We start from the raw sequence: 17,494 nt of genomic DNA, 5'->3' as shown, positions 1-17,494 counted from the left end.
TACATAAATTTTTCCCCAAAAAAATATCTCTCACTAATATTCAAGTGAGAGATAATTGAAATTAATATTAAGTTCTAATTAGAATCTGTAGTATCCATCAACTGATCCTGAGATGTATGATACTGCACGTTGACCGATTCCTGCTGATGGGTTTAAAGCATCAACCATTTGTCCACCACCGATATAAACTCCTACGTGGCTGTAGTTGTTGAAGAATACTAAGTCACCTGGTTGTGGATTTGATACTTGTGTACCAGCTGCTGCTTGAGCATAAGTTGTACGTGGAATTGATTTACCCATTGCTGCTAATACTTGTTGTGCAAATGATGAACAGTCAACTGCTGATGCAGAGTTTGCACCATATACATATGATTTTCCTGCTGCAATTGATAATGCTACTGAAGCTACATCATTATTTACAGCTACTGAAGTTGGTGCTTTTTGTACTACACGTGTGCTTTCAGTTACTGCGTTAGTAGAAATGTTTGAAATTGTATTATTTGTGTTATTAGTATTAAAAGTATTATTTACTGTTGATGTTTGTGCAACTGGTGCATGGTAAGTATTTGTAGGTGCAGAGTATGTTGATGTTTGAACTGGTGCTGAATATGTAGAAGTTGTAGAGACATCAGTTCTTAGTTCTGCTGCTGCATCTGCTGAATTCGTCGGTGCTAATGTTGCTACTGTCGCTGCTGTCGTTAATGTTAATAAAGTTTTCTTCATAATGTTTAATTCCTCCAAGAATTGTTTATATATTAGTATAGTATTTAATTAAATGATTTAATTCGTGATTTTGTCGAACTCGATACAAAATTTCAACTCGTCGTAATCACATGTCCAACTATAACATGGATAAACATGAAAAAGTGCGATGTAAATGTTTTGTTAACGAAGTGATATAATTTTTCAGACCTTGTAATATTATTAACTTTGTCGAAAATCCCATACCTATAGTATAGAAAGAAGCTATTCAAATATAGAATTTGTAAACTTTATCCAAGAATATTACGAAACTTTAATTCAAAAAAGCGCACTGTAACATTGTTGTTACAGTGCGCTTTTACACGTTTTTTGTATCATTACTTATTATTTGAATATTTTTTATTAAAATTTATTGATCGGATTTTCTTATATTTACTGAAATGCTTTCGGATAAATGACAGTTCCTTGTATACCTTTTTCTTTAACTTCTTCTGATGCACGAATCATAAATACATCATCAGTCACTTCAAACGGCGCTTTAATATTATATGTTGATGCTTTTATAAAACCAAATTTAGTGTAATAACTAGGATGACCTAATATTACGACTGGAACTGATAATGGGATTTTCGATAATGTATAATGCATTAAGGCAGTACCTATACCTTGTTTTTGATAATCAGGATGAACTGATAATGGTGCCATCGCAACGCCATCATATTCATCTATTTTTATTTTCGAGTACATAATATGTCCTACAATCTTATTACCAATGGTTGCGACTACCGTTAATTCAGGAATATAACTATCTGAATGCATTAATTCTTCAACCAAAGTATGTTCCTGATTATCGCTCATCGGTTCATTTTCAAAAGCGAGTTCTGTTGTATACATGATATCTTTTAAATCTTGCAAAGTAGCCTGTCTTATTTTCATATTATTACTTCCTATACTTTTTATTTAATACGATTAAAATAATAATCATTGTAAAAGGCATAATAAATTCATATTGTGGTGCTGTCATACGTGTAATAAATGAAATGACTGCAAATATTATAAATGTATATCCCATATACAAATATAACTTTCTATAATTCTCTTTTTTGTATTTCGTATTCACATTCGCATTAACAATTTGTTTACTGAGATATATCAAATATCCCCCCATCGCTAACATTAATATGTACATTAAATAATTAAAAATCATTATGAAAATCTCCTTTACTTCTATTATAATGCAATAATTTTATTTAACAAAAAAATACACCACATGACGTGATGTATCTTAAACATAAGTTATTAGAATCTGTAATATCCTGTAACTGTTCCGTAGAATCCTCTGATTGAACGTTCACCAACACCAGCTCTAGGGTTAAGTGCGTCAACCATACGTCCGTTACCGATGTAAACTCCTACGTGGCTTCCACCGTTGAAGTATACTAAATCACCAGGTCTTGGATTATAAACACGTTTACCTGCTGCCATTTGTGCATAAGTTGTACGAGGGATTGATTTGCCCATTGCACGCATAACTTGTTGTGCAAAAGCTGAACAATCTACTGCGTAACGGTTGTTTGCACCGTATACGTATACTCTGTTCGCTGCGATTGAACGTGCTACTGATGCTACATTATATGAATTGTATTTTTTGTATTTTTTATAAGTTGTCTTTTTAGTTGCTGCGTCTGCGTCATGCGTTGGTACCGATGTGAATACTACTGCTGATGTAACTGCTGCTAATAATAATTTTTTCATTATATATATTTCCTCCAGAATTTTCTTTTATAAGTTTGATTGTCTGTGCGACTTCTTGAGATAATCATAACACCGAAAAATATCGAAATGTGCATTGTAATAGACTTGTTACATAACATATACGTTTTATGACACATTGTTACAAAATTGCATTAGACTTTGTAACATTCGTAAAAGCCTGATATGACAAGCTTTAAAGGCATTTACGCATTAAGATTGATTCATTTTCTGAGATTAAATATTACAAAATGTAATATAAATATGATGTTTATTTAGATTGATTTCAATGTCCAAACTGTTTTTTTGCAATATTTAATTACTATCGTTTATAATTATGTAAGCACTATCATTAAAATAACTGTTAAATATAGGAGGAAAAAACATGAGTAACATATTAAAAGAACAATATGGTTTATTTATTAACGGAGAATTTGTTGATGCAGAAAACAAAGAAACGTTAGAGGTTAAGAGTCCTGCAACAGGTGAAGTTTTAGCGCATATTGCAAAAGCGACTACAGGAGATGTAGATAAAGCTGTTAAAGCTGCTGGTGAAGCTTTTAAAACATGGAGACATACAACAAGCACAGAGCGTGCTGCCTTATTAAATAAGATTGCAGATATTATGTATGAAAATAAAGATGATTTAGCGATGATTGAATCTATGAACTCTGGTAAAGCGATTCGTGAGTCAGCAAATATTGATATTCCAATGGCTGCCGATCACTTCCGTTACTTTGCTGGTGTAATTTTAGCAGATGAAGGTACAAATAAAGACTTAGCTGAAAATACTTTAAGTATTATTCGTCATGAACCTATCGGTGTAGTTGGGGCAGTTGTAGCATGGAACTTCCCAATGCTACTTGCTGCATGGAAACTTGCACCTGCATTAGCTGCTGGTAACGCTGTTGTTATTCAGCCATCTTCATCTACACCACTTTCTTTATTACATTTAGCAGAGTTAATCAAAGATGTATTACCTAAAGGTGTATTAAATGTATTAAGTGGTAAAGGGTCAGAATCTGGAGATGCAATCTTCAATCATGAAGACGTTGCAAAAGTTTCATTCACTGGATCTACTGAAGTTGGTTACGGTGTAGCCAAAGCTGCAGCTGAACGTTTAGTACCTGCTACTTTAGAGTTAGGCGGTAAATCAGCGAACATTATCTTTGATGACGCTAATATTGAGCAAGCCATCGAAGGTGCACAATTAGGTATTTTATTTAACCAAGGTGAAGTATGTTCAGCTGGTTCAAGACTTTATGTTCAAGAAGGCATCTATGATGAATTTGTTGGTAAATTAAAAGAAGCTTTCGAAAAAATCAATGTCGGTGATCCATTAGATACAAACAATCATTACGGTTCTCAAACTGGACAAGCCCAAATCGATAAAATCGAAGAATACATTGAAATTGCGAAGCAAGAAGGATTAAACATCGTTACTGGTGGAGAACGTTTAATGGATAATGGACGAGATAAAGGATTCTTCTTCCCTCCAACAATTATTGAATTCGATGACAACAAATCACGTTTAGTTCAAGAAGAAATTTTTGGACCAGTAGTTGTTGTTTCTAAATTCAAAACACAAGAAGAAGTAATTGAGAAAGCGAATGATTCAATCTACGGTTTAGCTGGTGGTATCTTTACTTCTAACATTAATCGTGCATTACAAGTTGCAAATCAAATGGATACTGGTCGTATCTGGATTAACACTTATAATCAAATTCAAGCTGGTTCACCATTCGGTGGTTACAAAAAATCAGGTATCGGTCGTGAAACGTATAAAGAAACTTTACGTCACTATCAACAAGTTAAAAACTTATACATCGATTATTCTGATGCAGCAAAAGGTATCTATAAATAAGTTAGTTTAAAATGAAATGTCCCGCTACAAATTTGTAGCAGGACATTTTTTCATTTTATTTAGTAGTAAAGATTTGTACAGCGTAATAGTAGTTACGTTGTTTGTTAGTGTCATATGCAACTTTCATTGCAATAGAACTTCTTTTGAAATTTGGACGTAACATATTTGCTCTATGATCTTTAGATTGTTTCCATTGATTAAACATTAATTGCGCTAAATATTTTTCATCCGTTGATGGCGTTTCAGTACTTTTAATGCTACGTTTCATAACATTCTCACCTTTAATGATCGGTTGAACAGATTTAGGAAACGCTGTTTTAAAAAGTGTACCATCTGGACGGTAATGAGAGAATACTTTTGTTACTTCTTCTGCTCTTTTATTCGTACCAGTTTTAATCTTTTTATCGCTGATGTATTTAATAGACGCAACACCGTTTGCTTTTCTTTCTTTATTAATAAGCTTTAATAACTCAACATTCAAACGGTAGTTACTTAATTTGTTACTCGTATTAAATTCTGAATTTGTTGCAGCATCTGCTGATTTTGGAGCAACGTAAGATACACCTGAGAATAGAATTGCACTTGTAAGTGAAACTGATAATAATTTTTTCATTATAAATCTCCTCTTTTGATATGTATGACCGAATACATATTATATTCATGAGAATAATATTACTTTAATTAGAGTAAATGTACAATGACAAAGTATATAATTTAAAAATTTATAAAAAAATATCATACAATATTAAATAACGAAAATAATATAGATTAATATATTAGATTATTTTTCATCTTTTCCGGATTCTCTTAGTATCCGGAAATGTTGGATCATATTTAATGTTTATTCACTTCATCTTTTCCGGATACTCCAACTATCCGGAAAAGATGGAACGTTAAAATCCTAAAAATCATATTCGATATAACAAGTTGATCTTGCTTCACCGACTTTTTGATAGTGCTTCGATAAAAAATATCGTATCGTTCTTTCATTTAAACCTGTCCATTTGGCAATTTCAGTCGTTTTAGCCCTTCCTTTCTTTATCGCTGCAATGGCATCAAATGTTCTTATCATCACTTCTTTATTCTTCTCTTTATGACCACAGCTACAAATAAAATATTGTTTCTTAAACTTATGACTCATCCCTAGTTTTCCACACTTACTACATTTTATCCCGACTTTCATTCGTTCAAAATCATAGTAATTTATCGCCTCGTGTTCAGAATCATTTTTATGCTGTTCGACCAATATATTTGCAAAACGCTGCATCTCTGAATTAATATGCTGATAACGCTTAAGATGATTCACTATTTTATGTACATCAAAATGAAAATTTATATCTTTACTTCCCGGAAAGTTCCTTAAGTCCAATGTCTCATTGATAAATATGATTTTACTAATTACATTAAAGTGAAAACTATTCTCCTTATCGATTTGTTTCAATTTCTTATGTCCCTTTATTATTGAAGACACAAGATCTTTTTCCACATATCCATTCTCACTCGTAAATATGCCATCTTCATAATCATATCGACCACTAAAGTTCTTCACATCAAAATGAAATACAGTATCTTCAGTTATAACAATAAAGTCATATTGTATTTCACCAGGCATTTCTATTCTGATGTCCCATAAGATAATAATATTTTCTATATCGCTTATTAGATGAAGAAACTTTTCTTCACCTTCTAACCCTTTCCTATAATGTGATAATGCCAGGTAGTCTCTTTTCTTAAAGAATAAGCGCTGATCAACTTCTAATAAATATGATATATACCGCGATGGATGATGTGACTTGAGTAACATTTTAAGCCCTCCTTTCGCTCATCATATAAAGGAAAGAAATTGTGTGCAAATTGTAGCAATTCAATAATTGTGCATCTTTCAACGCAGAAAATGAATTTTGGAACAAATTAAAAAAGAAACTGCAGCATTTTCGTTGCAGTTTCTTAAAATTAGCATTTCATTCAAATTTTTTTAATGGCTACATTGTTTATGCATGTCAATAACCATACGACCTTGTATTTTACCGTCATGCATTTCTTTAAATATATCGTTCACTTCATGTAGACAACGTGTTTCAACAATCGGTACAACTTTACCTTCTGCACCGAATTCAAATGCTTCACGTAAATCTTCATTTGAATATAATTGATTGTGATTTATTGAACAATAAGTGAAAGTATATAAACAATATTAAAGGTAAATTACATACAAACAAAATAAAAATTTTAAATAAATTACTTTCTTCTAAAATCATTTCGAGTATGGTACTTTGATGAAAAGGGAGTGAAAATATGTTTATTATTCAACCAATGACACTTACAGATGCTAAAGAAATATTAACATGGCAATATGATTCACCTTATGATTTCTACAATATCAATAATACTGATAAAAACCCTGCAGAAATACTGAATGATACAATTCGTACTAATCATTTCTATAGTGTGTATCAGCATGAACTTATCGGACTTATAGAATTACATCACAATAAAAATACCTGTACACTCGGGCTTGGACTTAAGCCAGAATATACAGGTAAAGGTTATGGTGAAACTTTCGTCAGAGAGGCGATCACTTTCATTCGAACGACATATCCAGAAACTACAATTATCGAGCTTGCAGTTGCTACTTTCAATGAACGTGCGATTAAAGTGTATGAACGATGTGGTTTCGAAGCACTCGACTATGAACTAATGGCAGCTCACGGTGTATTACATGAATTTCTGAAGATGCGAAAAATATTAAATAACATCTAAATGATGTTCTTTGATCGGTCTTTTCTTCTCAAGCTGGGTACTCACAATACTTGCTAAAAGTTGCTGAAAGAGCATGCCAAAAGCAACTGGTAAGGCAACTTTAGGCGGAAAATAAGTTGTCGCGACAATAACTCCGGTCGAAATATTTCGCATGCCACATAAAAATGTAATACTGACATGACGTGCATAACTACATTGCATAAAGTGACTCATCACACTGCTAATCACATAACCGCTCACTACAACAACGAATACAACCGCAATGATAATAACTAATTCTATCGAGAAATCTTTCATATACGGTGCAATCGCCCCACCATTGACAAAGATAATACCAAACAATGCAAGTCTACTGAAAGGATTTAGTCTGTTACCTATCTTGTCAGGTATTTTTCCATGACTCGCTTCATTGATGACAATGGCAACTATTGTTGGAACGACAATCATCAATATGAGATCCATGATTAAGTCACTCGTATTAATCTTCACAGTTTCACCTGAAACAATATGCATCGTCAGTGGAATGATCACTGGTGCTAAAAATGTATCAAGTAATACAACAGCTAAACCTAATGGTAAGTCTCCTCGACCAACATTTATCCAGATGATGCTCGTAACACCCGTTGGTATACACATCAACATCACAAAACCAATCACAAGTAAATGATCATCAAAAATTAGATTGGCAATGAGATAACTTAACACCGGCATAATCAAATGCAGAACAATCATACAAAACAATATGTCTCTCGGTGCTTTGTAGAAAATATTCAAATCACTAAACTTCATCTTCATACTGCCGGAAAACGTTATAAATGCGAACAAATACGGCACTACAATTAAAAAATGATGCCCAAATTCATCGAAAATGACACCTAAAGATAAACTAATTAATGTAAGCAAAGCGATATTTCTCTGTAAAAATTTATTCATTAAATCAATCAACGATTTTCTCCTAAAATAATAATTATTATCTATCATTTATTATAAAAATCTGGGTATGTTAAAAGTGTAGCACAATATATAAATGATGTGATTAAAATGACAACATTCGAAATCCTTCTCTATATTGTTATATTCAAACTTGGCATCATAATACTGGTTAATTTCTCTAAAAAAATTATTTTATTTATCAATGAAAAACAAACACATTCAAATGATACAATATTTGATGGTTCTACTAGTACTTCAATCTGGCACTGTTGATAAAGACTGCAATGATTCATCTTTCTTCGAGGCTGGTTGTGACGCTTGCGGAGGAGATGGTGGTGGCGACTAAAATCATCAAAATTAGTATAAGGCAATGCCAAATCTGGCATTGCCTTATCTTTATTATTTCTCTTTTAAACCTAAAGTTTTAGCAGTATTTGCATTAATTTCTTCAAATAGATCTTTGTGCTCTGCTAACTTCAAGCCATATGATGGAATCATCTTCTTAATATGAGGTTCCCATTCAGGCATTCTATCTTTAAAGCATTTATCGATCACTTGTAACATAACATATACCGCAGTAGAAGCACCAGGAGAAGCACCAAGTAAGGCTGCAACACTGCCATCTTCAGCAGTAATCACTTCAGTACCAAATTGTAGTGTACCTTTACCACCAGCTTCAGTTTCTTTAATGACTTGCACACGTTGACCAGCAACAACGATTTCCCAATCTTTCGATTCTGCATTTGGAACAAATTCACGTAACTCTTCCATACGTTGTTCATGTGTTTGTAATACTTGAGAGATTAAGTATTGTGTTAATTTCATCTCTTTACCACCAGCTGACAACATGTTTGTTACGTTTCCTGGATTTACTGATGCTAATAAATCTGTATATTTACCCGTCTTTAAGAACTTTGGACTAAATCCAGCGAATGGTCCAAATAATAACCCGCGTTCACCATCGATATAACGCGTATCTAAATGAGGTACTGACATCGGTGGCGCACCAACTTTAGCTTTACCGTATACTTTGGCTAAATGTTGTTCTACGACTTCTTGATTCTTACACACCAAGAATAAACCACTTACCGGGAATCCACCAACGCCACGAGCTTCAGGAATCTTTGTCTTTTGCAATAATGGTAATGAATAACCACCTGCACCGATAAAGACAAATTTAGCATTATGGATTTCTGTTTGTTTACTATTTTGATCATATACTTTAACATTCCAGCTGCCATCTTCAGCACGCTTAATGTCTTTTACTGTATGTTCGTAGTGTGTCACTGCACCATCAAATGATTTCATCACATCAAATAAGTCTTGTGTTAATGCACCGAAGTTTACATCACTTCCAGCTGCCATACGTGTGATAGCAATTCGCTCATTCGGGTCGCGACCTTCCATCATTAATGGCACCCATTCACGCATCTTATCATGATCTTCAGTTAACTCCATACCTTGGAATAATGGATTATCTTTAAAAGCTGCTAAACGATTCTTTAAGAAACGAATATCGTCTTCACCTTCAACAAAACTTAAATGCGGTACCGGCATGATAAAGTCCTGAGGATGCTTCAATTTGCCTTCATTCACTAAATAAGACCAGAATTGTTTAGATAATTGAAACTGCTCATTAACATTCACAGCTTTATCGATATTGATATTCTTATCTTTATCTTCAGTCGTATAGTTTAATTCACATAATGCAGAGTGACCCGTTCCTGCGTTATTCCATACGTTTGAACTTTCCAGACCAGGTGCTGAAAGTTTTTCAAATACTTTAATATTTATTGCCGGATCAAGTTCTTTAAGTAATACACCTAAAGTCGCGCTCATTATCCCGCCACCGATTAATATTACGTCAGTTTGTTTAAATACTTTTTTCATTTTATATCCCCCAACACATCTATAATATATTTCCATTATAGACCTTTTTTCATCATTTGTAATACTAGTATAATAAAAATCCAAAAATATTGTAACCGTATTCATTATTTTATTATTATTTCTTCAAATAATAGCTGATTGAAGCCTAAAAAAGACCTCAATCAATGAGGTCTTCAAAAATTATATCTTCTTTCTTAAATCGTCTTTAGGAACTGTAATTTGAATGGCAACAAAAGAAATGATAGCCATCACAGCATTCGCAAGTATTCCAATCATCGCACTTTTCTCTAATCCAAATTTCATACAGAAACTATAGATTGCCAAACTGATTGCAATACCAAAAGCGCCACCTAAAGCTGAAGCCATCTTATAAATACCTGATGCGACACCTACTTTTTCTACGGGTGCTGTAGCAACTGCAGTATCAGTAGATGGTGTGGCATATAGACCAAGTCCTAATCCAAATAAACCAAAGCCTAGCACACAGCTTATGATATAAATATTCTCCGGTAAGAATGTCAGTGAAATCATCACAATACCTACGCATACTATCGCAGAACCAAGTAACATCGGTTTTTTAGCTCCCATCTTCTGCAATAACTTTTCACCAACGATAATCATTGATAAAACCATTACGACATATAAGATAGAAAGCATACCGGTTTTGCTTGAAGAAAAGCCTAAACCTTCCTGAATATATGTATTTGCTACAATCAATGTACCTGCAACTGCATTTAATAAAAAGTTTGAAATAACAGCACCTAAATATGGTTTATTCTGGAACAGATGAAAATCGATCAATGGATTGATTTGACGTTTCTCAATCATTATAAATGCAATAAAGCTCACAATACTTAATAGAATAAGTCCAATAAATATAGGTGACGTAACACCAAGCGTACCACCCTGCGTAATCACGATATTTAAACTTAGCAACAGAACGATCAACGTAATTAAACCAATTAAATCAAACTTCATATCGTTCGGTTCATCAGATTTTGTTTCCGGTGTGCCGTGAATTAATATCATCGCAAGACCTGAGAAAATAATTGAAATAATAAATATCCATTCCCATCCAAAGTTCTTAGCAATCATCCCCCCAAATAAAGAACATAAACCAGAACCACCCCAAGAACCAAATGACCAATAACTTAACGCTCGTTGGCGATCTTTATCATCGTAATATGCTTTAATAATTGATAACGTAGCTGGCATGATACATGCTGCAGAAATACCTTGAATGATACGACCAATTAATAAAAAAGCAGTCATATGTGTAGCGATCATTGTAAATGAACCGATGATACTTAATATTAAACCGATCTGCGTCATCTTTACACGACCGACTTTATCCGCTAAACCACCAGCACCAACGACAAGCATTCCTGAAAATAATGCCGTTAAACTGACAGCGATATTGATGACATCAAGGCTACTGTTAAAATGATGCTTCAAATCTAGTACAACAATAACAAGCGACTGAGCAAATAACCAATATGTTAATATACCAAGCACAATACCTAGAACTAATTTTCTACCACCATTATAAGGTGTATCCATGCGAAAGACTCCCTTTTTTACTTTTTATACAGTTAATCTATACCCACATTTTTATTATTTTAGCATAACAACAAGTAAGTTTTTTCTGAAAATTTAGTTTAAAAACTAATGAAATATTATAAAACTTTTATCTCCGCAATATAAATTTGAATATATGAAAAAAATACCTTACGATTAAAATAGATTAGAATAACGATGCATCAAACTCTGAAAGGAGCATAAAATGAGCCTATTAGAACATATTCAACAACCCAAAAAAACAGCTTATTACGAAAAAGATATCTTACTGAACCTGACCTTCACATTTACAACGAACAACCGTATCTTCTTTCCAAACGGCAAACATAAAGATTTATTCAATCATAACTACAAATTTGATATTAGCATCAAAAGTCCAGTTGATACATATGGCCTCGCTATAGACTTCTATCAAATAGAACGTGACTATAATGAAAAAATTGCACCACTATTAAATGCACCCATCCTCAACGAATCACTACCAGAAATGAATACAACTGTTGAGAATATCGCTTATTTCATATGGGAACAGTTTGAGCATCTACTTGACCACGTATCTTCTATTCAAACTCTAACATTATACGAAACAAAGAATCACAGCGTAACTATAAATAAAAATTAAAAAAGTACTACGGATATCAAATACTATCCGTAGTACTTTTAAATTTATTTGTTGGTAACGCACAATAATATAACAAAAATATAAATCTTAGACCAAAAAATAAAAAAATGATAGGTAATATTATTTCATCTTTAAATAATTTAATGTCAGAAAAAAAATATAATAATCCATAAATCATGAAAATCACTCCAAAAAACATATAAAAAATATTGAAGTATTTATATATTTTTGAGTCTTTTCCTACATCAAGCATCCTTCTTTGAAAAGCACTATATATTGGTATTAATACTACCGGCATTACTATCATAACAAACAGCAATCTTCCAAGTATGTTTTCCCCTTCTTCTGCCTTTATTAAAGGAAACAAGATTACAATACAAATAAACATCTGTATTAAAAATGGAAGCCAAAATTGTTGTCTCGAATCTTTAGAATCAAAATCAAATGCATGTTTAATAAATCTCAGATAGGATTGCATCACATTTCACCTCTATATTAATTAATAAATAATAATATTATTTATTTAATTCTTTCAATGAATTATAACCGTTATATCGATTACTAGGCAGTGTGCAATACCACAATATAAAAATGATATAGCTCGAAAATACCATCATCATATAAGCATTGAAATGACTTATTTCTAATAGCTTGATATTAAAAAATATTTTTAATAAATAAATTAAAGCCCCACCTAATAATAATATAGAATATAAAAATCTCATACTCTTAAACAAAGACGAGTTAATCCCAACATCATTCACTCTTCGCATTGCCGCACTTGCAGTTGGCCAGATAATGACCATAATACCAATTAAAAATACAAGCAACCAGACAAAAGAAAGTAGGAAACGATTTGTAAATAAAAATATAAAGATTCCGGTAAATAATAATAATAGGATGAACTGAATCAACATGGAAGACCAAAATTGAAATCGTGTGTCTCGCTCGTCATTTACAAATGTAAGATTCCAGAACCTTCTATATGCTTCTCCCATTTAACCCACCTCTTTTTGTTGTATTAACAATATTATACAATGCCTTAAAAAAAAGTAAATATTATTGTCAGAAAATACAGAAAAAAACTAATAAAAAAGATGCACTTTCGCACGCCCTTCATCACAGAAACTATAAATCAAGTATCTCTTCGAGTACTTTTGCGATACCATCATTATTATTATCATCAGTTACAATATCAGCAACCTGCTTTAAATCTGGATGCGCATTTCCCATGGCAACACCGATACCTGCATCTCGAACCATTTCCATATCATTTAGTTGATCGCCAAATGCAATGACATTGTCTTTAGCAATATTTAATCCTTCGCAAATATGGTCGAGTGCACTGGATTTATTTACACCTTTAGCAGTAATCTCTAAATAAAATGGTGTTGACCGTATTGCACCAAAGGTATCCCCACAGATCGATAATATCTCTTCATCAATTTCATCTATACGGTCAGGATCTGCTGTAAGTAAAATCTTCATCGGATCAAAATCAAGTCTTTCATGTAAATCATGTGTGAGATTAAAATTAAGTCCATGATCACGATATTCATGAATGACATATTGATTATCTGCATCGTTTGCATATAAATCTGTACCGTTATCAACGATGTGGATAATGTTTAAATGCGCTATTGCCTTCAGAAAATCTTTCGCGTCCTGATTCGTTAATGACTGTTTATATTTCACTTCATTCGTTTCAATATCTATAACCATACCGCCATTGTAAGCACCTATTATGCCATGATGTTTATCAAGCGCTAACTGTTCTATCTCAAACTTAAATCCTGTTCTCGGGCGTCCTGATACAAGTGCTACCTTAATTCCTTTTTCCTGCGCTTTCATCAGTACTTTTTTCGTTCTTTCTGTAATTGTTCTATCGTCAGCTATTAAAGTTCCATCACAATCTAAAGCAATTAATTTAATTTCTTTAGCCATAAATACACACTCCTATTTGAAAATAAGGACTTTGACAATTGTCAAAATCCTTATTGTTTTAATTATAGTTCTTCACCATTTGTAGCAATAACGTTTTTGTACCAGTCGAATGATTTCTTCTTACTACGTTTCATTGTGCCTTTACCTTCGTTGTCACGATCAACATAGATCATTCCGTAACGTTTTTTCATTTCACCTGTCGTAAATGATACAACATCGATAATACCCCAAGGTGTGTATCCTAGTAAGTCTACACCATCTTCTAATACAGCATCTTTAACCGCTTCAATATGTGAACGGAAGTACTCGATACGCGTATCATCATTGATTGAACCATCTGCTTCAACCGCATCAATGGCACCAAATCCATTTTCAACGATAAATAATGGAATTTGATATCTGTTATAAAGTGTGTTTAATACATATCGTAATCCAACAGGATCAATTGCCCACCCCCAGTCAGATGACTTAATATGTGGATTTTCTACACCATTCGATAATCCCCCATTAACAATATCACCGGTATTATCATTGTGAACATCGTGCTTAACCGTTGTAGACATATAATAACTGAATGCTAAATAGTCCACTGTACCCTGAGCTAAGATTTCTTCATCACCAGGTTCAATCGGTAGCGAAACACCTAATCGTTCTAGTTCTTTTAATGCATAGGCTGGATACTTACCTCTTACATGCACATCCGGGAAGAAGAATCTTTCACGGTTAGCAATTTCTGCAGCCATAATATCTTTCGGGTGACATGAGTATGGATAAACAGGTACATGCGAAACCATTGCGCCAATTTTAAAATCAGGGTTGATTTTCTTTCCGATAATCACTGCTTTTGCACTTGCTAATAATTGGTGATGTGCTGATTGATACATCACTGCACGTGCATCTTCTTCTGGTTGTACTTGAATCCCAGCATTCGTCCATAAGAAAAGTGGGTTATTAACGTCCATCTGGTTATTGATTTCGTTAAATGTCATCCAGTACTCAACTTTATCTTTGTATCGATTAAACACAACTTCCGCAAATCGCGCAAAGAAGTCTACTACTTCACGACTTCTGAATCCACCATATTCTTTCGCTAGGTGTAAAGGTATTTCAAAATGACTTAATGTAATAACCGGTTTAATATTATGCTTTAATAATTCATCAAAAACGTCATCATAAAATTGAAGCCCTTCTTCATTCGGCTCTAATTCGTCGCCTTTAGGAAAGATACGTGTCCATCCAATTGAAGTACGTAATACTTTTAGTCCCATTTCAGCAAACATTGCAATATCTTCTTTATAATTTGAATAGAAATCAATCGCCTCATGATTCGGATAAAATTCATTATCTTCTACTTTATCAGTGATTCTACGTGGTACACCATGTGCACCTGCTGTTAATACATCAACAACCGATGGACCTTTGCCACCTTTGTTCCAGCCACCTTCAAATTGATGTGCGGCAAGTGCGCCACCCCATAAAAAATCTTTGCTTAGTTTCGTCATTTTAAAATCCTCCTATTTAATAATTGTTATCATTCTATTTGAATTTGAAACCGACGTATTTGTATTGTCAATAATGACATCATTGTAGTTCGTTGTATTTGTCACAACAACTGGAGTTACAGTTGAATAACCTTTTGATTCAATTGCTTTTTTATCAAAATGAATTAATGGTTGTCCAATTGAAACTTTATCACCTTCGTTTACTAAAAGATCAAAATGTTCACCTTTTAATTCAACAGTATCTAAACCAACATGTATTAAAACTTCAACACCATCATTACTCTTTATACCTATTGCATGTTTTGACGGTGTTGTCATAACAATCGAACCTTCAACTGGTGAAGATACAATACCTTCTGAAGGATCTATCGCAAAACCTTTACCCATTGCACCACTATTAAATACCGGGTCTTTAACTTCATTCAATGGAATAAACTTACCTGATAACGGAGAAACAACCACTTGTTCTAATGATTCAGTAGTAATAATGTTATCCTCATCCTCAATATCTTCTGGTGTATCTAATTTCGTATCAACAGCTTTAGCTGTATCTTCACCATAACCAAACATCATAATTAATACAATCGGTAAAATAATTGCAATTGCAACGCCAATACATATTCCGATAAACGATGATGGGTTATCTTTACTGATACCATTTACAATTGTTAACGGTCCAGGCAATCCAGCATAAACGTAATAGTATGGATTAAAGAAACTTGCTACTACCGCACCAACAGCTCCTGATATACAACCTATAATAAAAGGTTTTTTAAATCTCAAGTTAATACCATAAATAGAAGGTTCAGTGATACCAAAAATACCAGTAATACCTGCTGATAATGCAACTGATTTTGTTTCCTGAACTTTTGATTTTAAGAATACACCCAATACAGCACCAACTTGTGCTATAACAGCGATTGTTTGATAAGCTTGGAAAGAGTCACGACCATAGTTATCGAAGTTAGCAAGGACAACAGGTGTAATACCCCAGTGAACACCAAAGATAACAAACACCTGCCAAAATGCACCAATAATAATTGCAGCTACTATTGGTAAATTCTCTGCTAAATAGTTATAGCCATCAGCTACACCATTTGCAAATAATGTTGATAATGGCCCGATTAATAATATTGTTAAAGGAACCATAATTACCATACACATTAACGGAACAAATAAAGATCTTACAACCTCTGGGAAAACTTTATTAAAGAACCTTTCAACATAAGATAAAATCCAAACTAAGAATAATGGAGGTAATACTGAAGAAGTATACACTGTTTGTGAAAGTGCAATCCCCATAAATGTTATCTTTTCTCCTTCAGCAATACGTCCTGCAATTTCAGCCCAAGTAGGACTTACTAAAGCCATAGCACAAACAACAGCAATATAAGTGTTGACTTTAAAATGTTTAGAAGCAGTTAAAGCAATGAAAATTGGTAAGAATGTGAATGGTGACCATGAAATGAAGCTAAATACTTCATAAGTTCCCGTCTTCGCAAAAGCTGGCCATGCTAAGTTAATTAATATTAAGATACCTTGTAAAATCCCCGCTGCTGCTAAGATATAGATGAATGGTGCAAATACTGCAGACATTGTAGCAATGACTCTGTTAAGAATCGATCCTTTTTGCATGTTTTCCTCTGTATTATCTTCTACATTTGTAATGTTAGTAAATGCATCATATACTTCACCAACATGTTGTCCGATTACGATTTGAAATTGTCCGCCGTTCTCAACTACCGTTATAACTCCAGGCATTTCTGACACTTTCTTTTTAAATTCAGGATTCGAACGTTTTAATACCAATCTTAAACGTGTAGCACATCTTGCTACATTAACAATGTTTTCTTCTCCACCCACTGCCCCTAAAATATCATGAGCGAGTTGTTCATAGTTTCTCACTTGTTTTGCCATAATATCATCTCCATTGATTACGTTCTAATT

At 33.3% G+C, this 17,494-nt stretch carries 17 protein-coding genes and 1 pseudogene; 3 read left to right on the top strand and 15 right to left on the bottom strand.

The genetic code is table 11. The features are described from left to right. Positions 1-78: 78 nt before the first annotated feature. The 4 genes from KFV12_RS03235 to KFV12_RS03220 form a co-directional block, all read right to left on the bottom strand. The gene (locus KFV12_RS03235) at positions 79-723 is read right to left on the bottom strand and encodes a C40 family peptidase (RefSeq protein ID WP_254257289.1); all 645 of its coding nucleotides are present in this window, start codon (positions 721-723) and stop codon (positions 79-81) included. A 411-nt stretch (positions 724-1,134) separates the two neighbouring features. Continuing rightward, positions 1,135-1,638: a GNAT family N-acetyltransferase gene (locus KFV12_RS03230; protein ID WP_254257288.1), complete on the bottom strand. Its 504-nt coding sequence runs from the start codon at positions 1,636-1,638 to the stop codon at positions 1,135-1,137. Positions 1,639-1,642: 4 nt separating this feature from the next. Next, entirely contained in the window at positions 1,643-1,909 is a 267-nt protein-coding gene (locus KFV12_RS03225) for a hypothetical protein (protein ID WP_254257287.1), read from the bottom strand. Between the two features lie 92 nt (positions 1,910-2,001). Beyond that, positions 2,002-2,457 carry a C40 family peptidase gene (locus KFV12_RS03220; RefSeq protein ID WP_099581212.1) on the bottom strand — a complete coding sequence of 152 codons (456 nt, stop codon included), beginning with the start codon at positions 2,455-2,457 and terminating at the stop codon, positions 2,002-2,004. 382 nt (positions 2,458-2,839) lie between these two features. Between KFV12_RS03220 and KFV12_RS03215 the strand changes: the two genes are divergently transcribed. Continuing rightward, on the top strand, positions 2,840-4,318 hold the full coding sequence (locus KFV12_RS03215) for an aldehyde dehydrogenase family protein (protein WP_254257286.1): 1,479 nt from the start codon (positions 2,840-2,842) through the stop codon (positions 4,316-4,318). A gap of 55 nt (positions 4,319-4,373) precedes the next feature. Here the strand turns inward: KFV12_RS03215 and KFV12_RS03210 are convergent, their stop codons facing one another. From KFV12_RS03210 to adhP, 3 genes and pseudogenes are all read right to left on the bottom strand, one after another. Further along, the gene (locus KFV12_RS03210; protein WP_240837344.1) at positions 4,374-4,931 is read right to left on the bottom strand and encodes a CAP domain-containing protein; all 558 of its coding nucleotides are present in this window, start codon (positions 4,929-4,931) and stop codon (positions 4,374-4,376) included. 288 nt (positions 4,932-5,219) lie between these two features. Next, positions 5,220-6,122, bottom strand: coding sequence for a nuclease-related domain-containing protein (locus KFV12_RS03205; protein ID WP_254257285.1), 903 nt, complete (start codon positions 6,120-6,122; stop codon positions 5,220-5,222). Positions 6,123-6,293: 171 nt separating this feature from the next. Beyond that, a pseudogene (gene adhP, locus KFV12_RS03200) lies at positions 6,294-6,461 on the bottom strand (alcohol dehydrogenase AdhP); the annotation flags it as partial. Positions 6,462-6,613: 152 nt separating this feature from the next. On the opposite strand from adhP, the gene KFV12_RS03195 reads away from it, so the two are divergent. Next, positions 6,614-7,078 (top strand): GNAT family N-acetyltransferase, encoded by a 465-nt coding sequence (locus tag KFV12_RS03195; RefSeq protein WP_239242421.1) that lies wholly within the window; start codon positions 6,614-6,616, stop codon positions 7,076-7,078. Here KFV12_RS03195 and KFV12_RS03190 read toward each other — a convergent pair. The 3 genes from KFV12_RS03190 to KFV12_RS03180 all read right to left on the bottom strand — a co-directional run bounded on the left by KFV12_RS03190 (position 7,064) and on the right by KFV12_RS03180 (position 11,461). Then, positions 7,064-8,023: a bile acid:sodium symporter family protein gene (locus KFV12_RS03190; RefSeq protein ID WP_254257284.1), complete on the bottom strand. Its 960-nt coding sequence runs from the start codon at positions 8,021-8,023 to the stop codon at positions 7,064-7,066. The two genes, KFV12_RS03195 and KFV12_RS03190, sit on opposite strands and share 15 nt — an antisense overlap. Positions 8,024-8,410: 387 nt before the next feature. Next, on the bottom strand, positions 8,411-9,901 hold the full coding sequence (gene mqo, locus KFV12_RS03185; protein ID WP_254257283.1) for a malate dehydrogenase (quinone): 1,491 nt from the start codon (positions 9,899-9,901) through the stop codon (positions 8,411-8,413). 180 nt (positions 9,902-10,081) lie between these two features. After that, the gene (locus KFV12_RS03180; RefSeq protein ID WP_254257282.1) at positions 10,082-11,461 is read right to left on the bottom strand and encodes an MFS transporter; all 1,380 of its coding nucleotides are present in this window, start codon (positions 11,459-11,461) and stop codon (positions 10,082-10,084) included. A 223-nt stretch (positions 11,462-11,684) separates the two neighbouring features. On the opposite strand from KFV12_RS03180, the gene KFV12_RS03175 reads away from it, so the two are divergent. Further along, on the top strand, positions 11,685-12,101 hold the full coding sequence (locus KFV12_RS03175; RefSeq protein ID WP_254257281.1) for a 6-pyruvoyl trahydropterin synthase family protein: 417 nt from the start codon (positions 11,685-11,687) through the stop codon (positions 12,099-12,101). A gap of 16 nt (positions 12,102-12,117) precedes the next feature. On the opposite strand, the gene KFV12_RS03170 is transcribed toward KFV12_RS03175, so the two are convergent. The 5 genes from KFV12_RS03170 to KFV12_RS03150 all read right to left on the bottom strand — a co-directional run bounded on the left by KFV12_RS03170 (position 12,118) and on the right by KFV12_RS03150 (position 17,464). Next, the gene (locus KFV12_RS03170; RefSeq protein ID WP_254257617.1) at positions 12,118-12,579 is read right to left on the bottom strand and encodes a DUF805 domain-containing protein; all 462 of its coding nucleotides are present in this window, start codon (positions 12,577-12,579) and stop codon (positions 12,118-12,120) included. Between the two features lie 37 nt (positions 12,580-12,616). Beyond that, complete coding sequence (locus KFV12_RS03165; RefSeq protein ID WP_254257280.1) at positions 12,617-13,099, bottom strand: hypothetical protein; 483 nt, start codon at positions 13,097-13,099, stop codon at positions 12,617-12,619. A 130-nt stretch (positions 13,100-13,229) separates the two neighbouring features. Then, on the bottom strand, positions 13,230-14,045 hold the full coding sequence (locus tag KFV12_RS03160) for a Cof-type HAD-IIB family hydrolase (RefSeq protein ID WP_111714166.1): 816 nt from the start codon (positions 14,043-14,045) through the stop codon (positions 13,230-13,232). A 62-nt stretch (positions 14,046-14,107) separates the two neighbouring features. Next, positions 14,108-15,547, bottom strand: a complete 1,440-nt coding sequence (locus tag KFV12_RS03155) for a 6-phospho-beta-glucosidase (protein ID WP_254257279.1) — start codon at positions 15,545-15,547, stop codon at positions 14,108-14,110. Positions 15,548-15,559: 12 nt separating this feature from the next. Further along, positions 15,560-17,464, bottom strand: coding sequence for a beta-glucoside-specific PTS transporter subunit IIABC (locus KFV12_RS03150; protein ID WP_254257278.1), 1,905 nt, complete (start codon positions 17,462-17,464; stop codon positions 15,560-15,562). Positions 17,465-17,494: the final 30 nt, after the last annotated feature.

Source organism: Macrococcus epidermidis, from assembly GCF_024205965.1.
Classification (GTDB): Bacteria; Bacillota; Bacilli; order Staphylococcales; family Staphylococcaceae; genus Macrococcoides; species Macrococcoides epidermidis.
This window is presented reverse-complemented; position numbering and strand designations above follow the sequence as displayed.

What these genes read in the sequence shown, in the direction of transcription:
- KFV12_RS03235 (WP_254257289.1), bottom strand. Translation starts at nt 723, where the DNA reads ATGAAGAAAACTTTATTAACATTAACGACAGCAGCGACAGTAGCAACA.
- KFV12_RS03230 (WP_254257288.1), bottom strand. Translation starts at nt 1,638, where the DNA reads ATGAAAATAAGACAGGCTACTTTGCAAGATTTAAAAGATATCATGTAT.
- KFV12_RS03225 (WP_254257287.1), bottom strand. Translation starts at nt 1,909, where the DNA reads ATGATTTTTAATTATTTAATGTACATATTAATGTTAGCGATGGGGGGA.
- KFV12_RS03220 (WP_099581212.1), bottom strand. Translation starts at nt 2,457, where the DNA reads ATGAAAAAATTATTATTAGCAGCAGTTACATCAGCAGTAGTATTCACA.
- KFV12_RS03215 (WP_254257286.1), top strand. Translation starts at nt 2,840, where the DNA reads ATGAGTAACATATTAAAAGAACAATATGGTTTATTTATTAACGGAGAA.
- KFV12_RS03210 (WP_240837344.1), bottom strand. Translation starts at nt 4,931, where the DNA reads ATGAAAAAATTATTATCAGTTTCACTTACAAGTGCAATTCTATTCTCA.
- KFV12_RS03205 (WP_254257285.1), bottom strand. Translation starts at nt 6,122, where the DNA reads ATGTTACTCAAGTCACATCATCCATCGCGGTATATATCATATTTATTA.
- KFV12_RS03195 (WP_239242421.1), top strand. Translation starts at nt 6,614, where the DNA reads ATGTTTATTATTCAACCAATGACACTTACAGATGCTAAAGAAATATTA.
- mqo (WP_254257283.1), bottom strand. Translation starts at nt 9,901, where the DNA reads ATGAAAAAAGTATTTAAACAAACTGACGTAATATTAATCGGTGGCGGG.
- KFV12_RS03180 (WP_254257282.1), bottom strand. Translation starts at nt 11,461, where the DNA reads ATGGATACACCTTATAATGGTGGTAGAAAATTAGTTCTAGGTATTGTG.
- KFV12_RS03175 (WP_254257281.1), top strand. Translation starts at nt 11,685, where the DNA reads ATGAGCCTATTAGAACATATTCAACAACCCAAAAAAACAGCTTATTAC.
- KFV12_RS03170 (WP_254257617.1), bottom strand. Translation starts at nt 12,579, where the DNA reads ATGCAATCCTATCTGAGATTTATTAAACATGCATTTGATTTTGATTCT.
- KFV12_RS03165 (WP_254257280.1), bottom strand. Translation starts at nt 13,099, where the DNA reads ATGGGAGAAGCATATAGAAGGTTCTGGAATCTTACATTTGTAAATGAC.
- KFV12_RS03160 (WP_111714166.1), bottom strand. Translation starts at nt 14,045, where the DNA reads ATGGCTAAAGAAATTAAATTAATTGCTTTAGATTGTGATGGAACTTTA.
- KFV12_RS03155 (WP_254257279.1), bottom strand. Translation starts at nt 15,547, where the DNA reads ATGACGAAACTAAGCAAAGATTTTTTATGGGGTGGCGCACTTGCCGCA.
- KFV12_RS03150 (WP_254257278.1), bottom strand. Translation starts at nt 17,464, where the DNA reads ATGGCAAAACAAGTGAGAAACTATGAACAACTCGCTCATGATATTTTA.